This window comes from Polynucleobacter sp. 39-46-10, from assembly GCF_002282275.1.
This window is the reverse complement of record NZ_NCJB01000081.1, coordinates 1-10,023: the sequence shown is the minus strand read 5'-3', so window position 1 is coordinate 10,023 and position 10,023 is coordinate 1. Positions and strand designations below refer to the sequence as shown.

The 10,023-nt window shown below is 46.0% G+C and carries 10 protein-coding genes and 1 pseudogene; all 11 read left to right on the top strand.

Annotated features, from left to right (window positions below; all coding sequences use genetic code 11):
- The first annotated feature begins 79 nt into the window (after positions 1-79).
- Positions 80-1,489 (top strand): 3-isopropylmalate dehydratase large subunit, encoded by a 1,410-nt coding sequence (gene leuC, locus B7X71_RS08230; protein ID WP_215300865.1) that lies wholly within the window; start codon positions 80-82, stop codon positions 1,487-1,489.
- Between the two features lie 33 nt (positions 1,490-1,522).
- Complete coding sequence (locus tag B7X71_RS08225) at positions 1,523-1,708, top strand: hypothetical protein (protein ID WP_251368583.1); 186 nt, start codon at positions 1,523-1,525, stop codon at positions 1,706-1,708.
- Positions 1,709-1,739: 31 nt separating this feature from the next.
- Complete coding sequence (gene leuD, locus B7X71_RS08220; RefSeq protein ID WP_293600500.1) at positions 1,740-2,387, top strand: 3-isopropylmalate dehydratase small subunit; 648 nt, start codon at positions 1,740-1,742, stop codon at positions 2,385-2,387.
- Between the two features lie 24 nt (positions 2,388-2,411).
- The gene (gene leuB, locus B7X71_RS08215; RefSeq protein WP_293600499.1) at positions 2,412-3,482 is read left to right on the top strand and encodes a 3-isopropylmalate dehydrogenase; all 1,071 of its coding nucleotides are present in this window, start codon (positions 2,412-2,414) and stop codon (positions 3,480-3,482) included.
- A gap of 40 nt (positions 3,483-3,522) precedes the next feature.
- Entirely contained in the window at positions 3,523-4,686 is a 1,164-nt protein-coding gene (gene asd, locus B7X71_RS08210) for an aspartate-semialdehyde dehydrogenase (RefSeq protein WP_215300857.1), read from the top strand.
- Positions 4,679-6,064, top strand: a complete 1,386-nt coding sequence (locus B7X71_RS08205) for a FimV/HubP family polar landmark protein (protein ID WP_293600498.1) — start codon at positions 4,679-4,681, stop codon at positions 6,062-6,064. Before asd ends, B7X71_RS08205 begins: the two co-directional genes overlap by 8 nt.
- Before the next feature lie 5 nt (positions 6,065-6,069).
- Complete coding sequence (truA, locus tag B7X71_RS08200; RefSeq protein ID WP_293600497.1) at positions 6,070-6,900, top strand: tRNA pseudouridine(38-40) synthase TruA; 831 nt, start codon at positions 6,070-6,072, stop codon at positions 6,898-6,900.
- Between the two features lie 38 nt (positions 6,901-6,938).
- Complete coding sequence (locus B7X71_RS08195; protein WP_293599132.1) at positions 6,939-7,613, top strand: phosphoribosylanthranilate isomerase; 675 nt, start codon at positions 6,939-6,941, stop codon at positions 7,611-7,613.
- A gap of 32 nt (positions 7,614-7,645) precedes the next feature.
- Complete coding sequence (trpB, locus tag B7X71_RS08190; RefSeq protein ID WP_215385713.1) at positions 7,646-8,839, top strand: tryptophan synthase subunit beta; 1,194 nt, start codon at positions 7,646-7,648, stop codon at positions 8,837-8,839.
- Between the two features lie 47 nt (positions 8,840-8,886).
- Entirely contained in the window at positions 8,887-9,684 is a 798-nt protein-coding gene (gene trpA / locus B7X71_RS08185) for a tryptophan synthase subunit alpha (protein ID WP_293598786.1), read from the top strand.
- 22 nt (positions 9,685-9,706) lie between these two features.
- Positions 9,707-10,023, top strand: a pseudogene (locus B7X71_RS08180) (acetyl-CoA carboxylase carboxyl transferase subunit beta); the annotation flags it as partial.

Sequence of the window (10,023 nt, the reverse complement as noted above, 5' to 3'; positions counted from 1 at the left end):
ACGTCAGTTATATGTTGGAGAAACTTCGCGTAAGGTTCCTAACATTTCTGTACGCAAATAAAAGCTTTAGAGGGTTTTCATGTCACGTACGCTTTACGACAAATTGTGGGATGACCATGTCGTCTATTCCGAAGAGGACGGCACGGCCACAATTTATATAGATCGTCAGTTATTGCACGAGGTGACTAGTCCTCAAGCTTTTGAGGGGTTAAATCTGGCGGGCCGACCAGTGTGGCGCATCTCTGCCAATCTGGCGGTTTCAGACCACAATGTTCCAACAACGGACCGCTCTGAGGGCATTACAGATCCAATATCGAAGTTACAAGTAGATACGCTGGATCAAAACTGTGATGCCTTTGGTATTACTCAATACAAGATGAATGATCTACGCCAAGGAATTGTTCACGTGATTGGACCGGAGCAGGGTGCAACCCTGCCTGGCATGACAGTTGTCTGCGGTGATTCTCATACAAGTACGCATGGTGCCTTTGGTGCATTGGCATTTGGTATTGGTACATCAGAAGTGGAGCATGTATTGGCCACGCAAACCTTGCTCATGAAAAAGAGTAAGAACATGCTGGTCAAGGTGGATGGACGCCTGCAACCTGGTTCCACTGCGAAAGATATCGTGCTTGCTGTGATCGGCAAGATTGGTACTGCTGGCGGGACTGGTTACACGATTGAGTTTGCAGGTGAAGCCATCCGCAATTTGTCTATGGAAGGTCGCATGACCCTCTGCAATATGGCAATTGAGGCTGGTGCTCGTGCTGGACTTGTGGCGGTAGATGAAACTACTATTGAATATATTCAAGGTAGACCTTATGCCCCTAAAGGAGAGGCTCTACGTCATGCCTTGCAATATTGGCGTACCTTACATTCAGATGTGGATGCCAAATTTGATGCAGTAGTGGAGTTACGCGCAGAAGAAATTGCTCCTCAAGTCACTTGGGGCACTTCGCCAGAAATGGTTCTAGCTATTAGCGATCGAGTTCCTGATCCAGAAAAAGAGCGTGATGCAAATAAGCGTTCCGCAATGGAGCGTGCTCTGGAGTACATGGGCCTTGTTCCAAACACGCCACTCAGCAATATTTCAATTGATAAAGTTTTTATCGGGTCTTGTACCAACAGTCGTATCGAGGATATTCGTGCTGCAGCCAAGGTAGTTGATCGCCTCGGTAAGAAAGTAGCAGCTAATGTCAAATTGGCATTGGTAGTGCCAGGATCCGGTTTAGTGAAAGCTCAGGCGGAGCGCGAAGGTTTGGATCGGGTTTTTAAAGCTGCGGGATTTGAGTGGCGTGAGCCAGGTTGCTCGATGTGCTTGGCAATGAATGCTGATCGTTTGGAGCCAGGTGAGCGTTGCGCTTCAACCTCTAATCGGAATTTTGAAGGTCGTCAGGGTAATGGCGGTAGAACGCATTTAGTTAGCCCTGCGATGGCTGCTGCTGCTGCGATTGAAGGCCACTTCGTTGATGTTCGTAAAATTTCTTAAGGAAATACAGTGTTTAAATGGTCTTCTTTCACAATGATTAAAAAGTTAACTATCGTTGCTATTGCAGGAATCATTCTTTCTGCTTGTGCAAATACGATGGAGGGTGTTGGTAAAGATTTGCAAACTATGGGCAACTCCATGGGTGGCAGCAAAAATTCCAACACATCCAATCAGTCCCAAACTCAGGGGAAAGATGTTGTTGTGACGCCAGTCAAGTAAGCGCGCAGTCGATATTTAGCAGAAGATCATTATGGAAAAATTTACGGTATATAAAGGCTTGGTTGCTCCGCTCAATCGCGAGAATGTCGATACCGATGCCATCATCCCAAAGCAGTTCTTAAAGTCGATTAAGAAAACGGGCTTTGGTCAAAACCTATTTGACGAGTGGCGCTATTTAGACCATGGTGAACCTGGTCAAGATTGCAGCACCCGCCCGATTAATCCAGATTTTGTTTTAAACCAGCCGCGCTATAAAGATGCTGGTATTTTGCTGGCCCGCAAGAATTTCGGCTGTGGCAGCTCTCGCGAGCATGCACCTTGGGCTTTGGATCAGTATGGCTTCAGAGCGGTGATTGCCCCTAGTTTTGCAGATATTTTCTACAATAATTGCTTTAAAAATGGTCTTTTGCCAATAGTTCTCACAGAGCTCCAGGTTGACCACTTATTTAATGAAACACTTGCTTTTGCTGGTTATCAGCTCACTATTGATTTAGATGCTCAGCAAGTAATTGCGCCCGATGGAACGGCCTATAGCTTTGATGTAGCCCCTTTCAGGAAGCATTGCCTTCTGAACGGCTTAGACGATATTGGCTTAACCCTTCAACATGCAGATAAAATCAAGGCTTATGAGGCTGAGCGCATCCTGAAAATGCCTTGGCTTGCGACGCAACTGCCGTAGTTTTTATTCAGTTAAAGGCCTTTCATGAAAATTGCAGTCCTACCGGGCGATGGTATCGGCCCGGAAATTGTTGCTGAAGCCGTTAAGGTTTTAAACGCGCTTGGTCCTAAATTCGACCTTGAGACAGCCCCCGTTGGCGGCGCCGCTTATGATCTAGCCGGTCATCCACTCCCTCCAGCTACCTTAGAGCTTGCTAAAAAAGCAGACGCTATTTTGTTCGGTGCTGTTGGTGACTGGAAATACGACACATTGGCTCGTGAACTACGTCCCGAGCAAGCCATTCTAGGATTGCGCAAGCATTTGGAATTATTTGCCAATTTCAGACCAGCTATTTGTTACAAGGAGCTAACTGCTGCCTCCAGTCTTAAGCCTGAAATTGTGAGTGGCCTCGATATCTTGATTATTCGCGAGCTCAATGGCGATATCTACTTTGGTCAGCCTCGCGGCATTCGCACATCTGAGCTTCCTTTATTTAAGGGTGCACGTGAAGGTTACGACATGATGCATTACAGCGAGCCAGAAGTGGAGCGTATTGGTCGAGTTGCTTTTGAGGCTGCACGTAAACGCGGTAAAAAAGTATGTAGCGTTGATAAGGCGAATGTTCTTGAGACATCGCAACTTTGGCGTGATGTCATGATTCGTGTTGGCAAAGAATATCCAGACGTTGAGTTATCACATATGTATGTTGATAACGCAGCAATGCAGTTGGTCAAGGCCCCCAAAGCGTTTGACGTAGTCGTTACGGGCAACTTGTTTGGCGATATTCTCTCTGACGAAGCTTCGATGTTGACCGGCTCGATTGGGATGTTGCCATCAGCTTCGTTAGATAAAAATAATAAAGGCCTGTATGAGCCAAGCCATGGATCAGCGCCAGATATCGCTGGCAAGGGCATTGCTAATCCATTAGCAACAATTCTGTCTGCTGCGATGATGTTGCGCTACTCCCTGGGTATGCCATCTGAAGCTGATCGTATCGAAGCGGCAGTGCAAAAGGTCTTATCACTGGGATTGCGAACTGCTGACATTTTTACAGAAGGTACAAAAAAAGTATCTACAGTGGAAATGGGCGATGCGGTTGTATCCGCTCTTTCATAACCATTGTCACATTACATATTTATTCAATAGATCATTCATCATGGCAAATACAAAAACACCATTAGTAGGCTTAGTAGGCTGGCGCGGTATGGTCGGTAGCGTCCTTATGGAGAGGATGCTGGCTGAAAAAGATTTTGATCTGATTGAACCTGTATTTTTCAGTACTAGTCAGGCAGGCGGTGAAGTGCCGCTCTTGAATGGTCAGAAAGTGACCAAGAGCGAGAATGTGTTGCTCAACGCAAATGACATCAAAGCGCTTTCCCGTTGTGACATCATTTTGACCTGCCAGGGCGGTGATTACACCAATGAGATTTTTCCTCAACTACGTGCTGCCGGTTGGCAAGGTCACTGGATTGATGCGGCTAGCGCATTGCGCATGAAAGATGATGCAGTATTAATTTTAGATCCTGTGAATCGACCTGTAATTGATAAAGCATTAGCTGCAGGCGGAAAAAATTGGATTGGTAGTAACTGCACAGTTAGCTTAATGATGATGGCGATGGGTGGCTTGGTGAAGGCCGATATGGTTGAGTGGATTAGCGCTATGACATATCAGGCGGCTTCTGGTGCTGGCGCTCAGAACATGCGTGAGTTGTTGTTGCAAATGGGTGCATTACGCGATAGCGTGGCAACCGAATTAGCTGATCCGTCTTCATGGATCTTAGATATTGATCGCAAAGTTACCGATACTTTGCGTTCTCCGGATTTTCCTAAGAAAAACTTTCGTAACACTCCTTTAGCTGGTAGCTTGATTCCCTGGATTGATGTCCCGGTAGAGAATGGCCAAACTAAAGAAGAGTGGAAGGGCGGCGCTGAGTTTAATAAGATCCTAGGCCGACCTCCATTTAGATCTCCTGGAAGTATTCCAATTGACGGTTTATGTGTTCGCGTTGGCGCTATGCGTTGCCACTCCCAAGGCTTGACTGTCAAACTGAAAAAAGATATTCCCTTAAAGGAAATCGAAACAATCTTAGCTAACGATAATCAATGGGTTAAGGTAATTCCAAACGACCGCGAGACTACTGAGCGTGAATTATCTCCAGCAGCAATTAGCGGTACTTTGACGGTCCCTATTGGCCGTTTGCATAAGATGGCGATGGGCCCAGAGTATCTTGGTGCATTTACAGTCGGCGATCAACTCTTGTGGGGCGCTGCTGAGCCTTTACGTCGGATGTTAAGAATTTTATTGGCTGACAATGCTTAAGGCTCAGATGCTCAAACTTTTCTTTGCGGGAATTATTAGCTTAGCGCTTTCTACTGGTGCTTTTGCTATTTCATTGGGTAAAGCAAATTTAGTATCCAGTCCCGGTGAAACTCTTCGTATTGAGGTGCCAATCGAGTTAGCTGCCGACGAGCAAAATCTTTTATCGACTCTATCAGCCTCCATACCGCCCTCAAGTGAGTATGAGCGACTTGGTATTTCATCCAAAATTTTAGACTTTAATGCTCAAGTTATGGTCTATAGATCAAAAGATGAGCGATTGATGGTGCTAGTTGAGACAGTAAAACCTGTGCCCATTACAGATGACATCTTTGTTGATTTGTTGCTGACCTTAAATTGGTCTTCAGGATCGATTACTAGAATATTTACTTTTGTAAATGGAAGTATTCCTAAGTTCCTTGTGGAGCCTGGACAAACACTGTCTTCAATTGCTTCGCAGATGGATTCGGATCGTCCGGAATTTACGCTTGATCAAAAAATGATGGCTTTATATCAAGCCAATCCCGATGCTTTTGCTGGCGGAAATATTAATCGTTTGTTGGCAGGCTCCGAGCTCTTGATCCCTAAACCTGAGACAGTACAGGCAATTAATTCGAAGGAGGCTCAAAAGTTTGTTGAGTCTGCTGCCCAACAATGGTCTGAGAAAAAGACTAATTCAGCCAGTGTTGAAGTGAGTGCTGATGAAGCGGTTAATCCCGCTAATCGCTTAAAGATTGGTTCTAGTGGTGATGCCGATGCTGACACCAAGCGGATTACAGAAGAAATAGTAGCCCAAGAAAAAATTCTGGAACAAACTAACGCCAGAGTGGTGGAGCTAGAGAAAAATATTGCTGACTTAAAAAAATTATTAGATCAATCTCAGGGCATCTCCGAAGTTGTTGAGGTTAAAAAAAGTGGGTTTAATGTCAAAGCATCTGTTCTGGGTTTGATTGCTCTTGTTTTACTTACCGCTCTCTTAATTTGGTTCTTTATGAGCCAGTCACGTAAAAATTCCCTGCCTAGTCCTCAAGCTCGTGACTACCCATATGAGAGCGAGCAGACAGAATCCATACCGCCAGTTCATCATAAAACCGAACATGCCCATCATGAGCATCATCATGAGGGCATGTCTGATAAGGCTAAGGCACTGTTCGGAAGCATTAACCTAGATTTACCTGTTGCTAAGCCCACTACCTCAGATTTAACGCCAGATGAGCTGCGGGTACGTTTAAATCTTGCCCGCGCTTACATCACTATTGAGGATTTTTCTGCGGCCAAAAAATCTCTTGAAGAGATTGTTCGTATTGGCGCTTCAATCGACCCTGAGATTGTGGTTGAAGCTAAGGGTATGTTGGTCGAGATTTCAAATAGTAGTAGCTAAATTCTTTGATGCGTATTGCCCTCGGACTTCAGTATGACGGCAGCCCTTATTCAGGTTGGCAGTCGCAAGTAGGTCAGAATACGATTCAAGATGAATTGGAAAAGGCGATTTCTGCATTTGTTGGGATAGATGCATCGAAATCCAATCCTATTCGTGTAATCACAGCGGGCAGAACAGATGCTGGCGTTCATGCCTTAGGTCAAGTGGTGCACTTTGATGTTGAGGTGGAGCGAGAAAACTGGTCGTGGGTGAGGGGGGTAAATACCTTCCTGCCTGAATCGATTGTGGTCAATTGGGCTCAAGTTGTTACTGAAGAATTCAGTGCTCGTTATTCTGCACATGAACGAACCTATATTTATGCATTACATGCTGGACCATGTCGATCTCCAATGGCGGCAGATCGCGCTGGTTATGTCATGTTGCCCCCGGATCGCTGGTTTGATGTTGAGGCCATGAAGCATGCTTGTGAGTGTTTAATAGGTGAGCATGACTTCACCTCATTTCGCTCTTCAGAGTGCCAAAGTAAGACTCCAGTAAAGACGATGTATTCCATCGAAATCTTTTCGAATGAGCCTTGGCTCTATTTCAAGATCAAAGGAAATGCTTTTTTGCATCACATGGTGCGTAATTTAGTTGGTAGCTTTGTTCAAATCGGCGTTGGTAAGCAAAAAGCAGGGTGGATGGCAGAAGTTCTAGAGGCAAAAGACCGCAGTATTGCAGCGCCTACGTTTTCTCCAGCTGGACTCTATTTGGCTCAAATTGCCTATCCTGATGAGTTTCAGATTCCCAAGCCTTGGCTGGCTAATTCTTGGTTGCCTAAGGCGGTTTACGCTTAAGCAGGTCTTTATTTGCTCAAGGCCTTATCATTTCCCATATGGGCTTACTTACCAACTCTCCTGGACATACTAGAGTCAAAATCTGCGGTTTAAAGACGCCTTCGGATGTCGATGCTGCTGTTGTTGCTGGTGTGGACGCTGTTGGCTTTGTTTTTTATCCGCCCAGTCCAAGAGCGGTTACACCCAATATTGCTGCTGCATTGATTTCTAGGCTTCCAGCTGGGGTTGATGCTGTTGGATTAGTCGTAAATGCCTCAGATGCTGAATTTGAGGCTATTAGGGCCGCTTCCCCCATCACTTTGTGGCAGTTTCATGGGGATGAGTCTCCGCAGGACTGTCAGCGCCTAGCAGCAGGCCAACCCTGGATGAAAGCTGCGCGCGTTGGAGCTGGCTTCGCATTTGATAATTTTTCCCTACAATATAGGCAAGCAAACGCCTTTTTGCTCGATGCGCTCGTTGAGGGCTATGGAGGAGGGGGTGTTCCTTTTGATTGGTCAGGAATTCCGCAAGCATGGATAAGCGCAAACGCGCCTCAGGTCGTTTTGAGTGGTGGATTGAACGTTCACAACGTGGGCGAAGCTATTGCTCGTCTTCATCCTTGCGCGGTTGACGTCTCTAGCGGCGTTGAAATCAGTAAGGGTGTAAAAGATCACGCCTTGATGAAAGAGTTTATCGAGGCAGTGCGAGCGGCAGACGCAAGCACATTGCCCTAACTATTTGCTGTAACTAATCAAAAGAGGTATTTATGTACGATAAGCCAGATGCACGTGGACACTTCGGTCCTTACGGTGGCGTATTTGTTTCTGAGACGCTCATGTTCGCTTTGGATGAACTTAAGGCGGCATATGCTAAATATCAAAACGATCCTGAATTCTTAGAAGAGTTTCATTACGAGCTCAAGCATTTTGTAGGGCGTCCTTCACCGGTCTATCACGCTAAGCGTTGGAGCGAAATGTTGGGTGGTGCGCAGATTTATCTGAAGCGCGAAGATCTTAATCACACTGGCGCTCACAAAATTAATAATGTGATTGGCCAAGCCATGCTAGCAAAGCGTATGGGTAAGCCGCGCATTATTGCGGAAACGGGAGCGGGGCAGCACGGTGTTGCAACTGCAACTATTTGTGCGCGCTTTGGTTTGGATTGCACTGTATATCAAGGTTCTGTGGATGTCGCTCGTCAAGCTCAAAACGTCTTTCGTATGAAGTTGCTTGGTGCAAAAGTTGTGCCTGTTGAATCTGGAACAAAGACACTCAAAGATGCGCTGAATGAAGCGATGCGAGATTGGGTGACAAATGTAGAAGATACCTTCTACATCATTGGTACTGTTGCTGGGCCTCATCCTTATCCGATGATGGTCAGAGATTTTCAGAGTGTGATTGGTGAAGAGTGCAAGGTGCAGATGCCTGAAATGACTGGGCGTCAGCCTGACTATGTCATGGCATGTGTTGGTGGTGGCTCCAATGCCATGGGTATTTTCTATCCCTATATTGACTACCCAGAAGTGAAGCTAGTTGGTGTAGAAGCGGCGGGCCATGGCTTAAATAGCGGCCTTCACTCTGCAGCACTTTGCGTCGGTAAGCCAGGCGTATTGCATGGTAATCGTACATACCTACTGCAAGATGAGAATGGTCAGATTTCTGAAACCCATTCAGTTTCTGCTGGTATGGATTATCCCGGCGTTGGCCCAGAGCATGCTTGGCTGAAAGATTCTGGTCGTGCTGACTACGTGGCAGTGACCGATGAAGAAGCCTTGAAGGCATTTCATGATTGCTGCCGTATCGAAGGCATCATTCCTGCTTTAGAGTCTTCTCATGCTATTGCTTATGCATGCAAACTGGCGCCAACTTTATCCAAAGATAAAACGATCCTAGTGAACTTATCTGGTCGTGGCGATAAAGACATGCATACCGTTGCACAAGCTACCGGCTCAGAGGGTTAGTACAAACCCATCACGATCACCTATAAAAATAATAAACACGAATTGCCATGTCTAAAATTACCGCTCTCTTTAATGAACTAAAAGCTACTGGAAAAAAAGGGCTGATTCCTTTTATTACGGCAGGCGACCCTGACCCAAAACTTACTGTTGAGTTGATGCATGCATTGGTTCGTGGTGGTGCTGATGTGATTGAACTCGGTGTTCCTTTTTCCGATCCAATGGCGGATGGTCCAGTGATTCAGCGCTCGTCTGAAAGAGCGCTTACTCAAGGCGTCACTTTGCATGGCTGCTTAGAAATGGTGAAAGAATTCCGTAAGCTTGATCCCAATACTCCAGTAGTCTTAATGGGCTATGCCAATCCAGTGGAGCAAATGGGTTCGGAGCGATTTGCAGCGGAGGCGAAATCTGCTGGTGTTGATGGTGTCTTGGTTGTGGATTACCCACCTGAAGAGTGCGTTGATTTTGCTGCCAGCATGAAAGTAGCAGGAGTTGACCCCATCTTTCTATTGGCTCCAACATCATCACCAGAACGAATAAAGGATGCTGCCAAAATAGCTTCTGGTTATATCTATTACGTATCCATGCGGGGTGTTACAGGCGCGTCCCACCTCAATACCCAAGATGTAGCCAGTATTATTCCCAAAATCCGTGAAGCCACTTCCATTCCGATTGCGGTAGGTTTTGGTATCAATGACGCTGAAAGTGCCCGCGCAGTGTCAAAAACAGCAGATGCAGTGGTTATTGGCAGTCGAATTATTCGGCTTTTAGAGGATTCTGCCCCCGGCCAAGCGGTACAATCACTCGAAACATTCATACGTGAAATTCGCGTCGCTTTAGATAGTTAATGCACTGGATAGTTAAAAACTGATGAGCTGGATCGATAAATTACTACCTCCACAAATCCAACATACGGATCCTGCAAATCGCAAATCTGTTCCTGAAGGACTTTGGGTTAAGTGCCCCAGCTGCGAAACTGTCCTTTACAGCACAGATATTGAAGCTAATTTATCGGTTTGCCCAAAATGTAGTCATCACATGCGCATCGGCGCTCGTCAGCGACTTGATAGTCTTTTGGATCCAAAAGGGCGTTATGAGATTGGCGCTGACATTTACCCGACCGATCCGCTTAAATTTAAAGATTCTAAAAAATACCCAGACCGCCTAAAAGAGGCAAGTGACGCCTC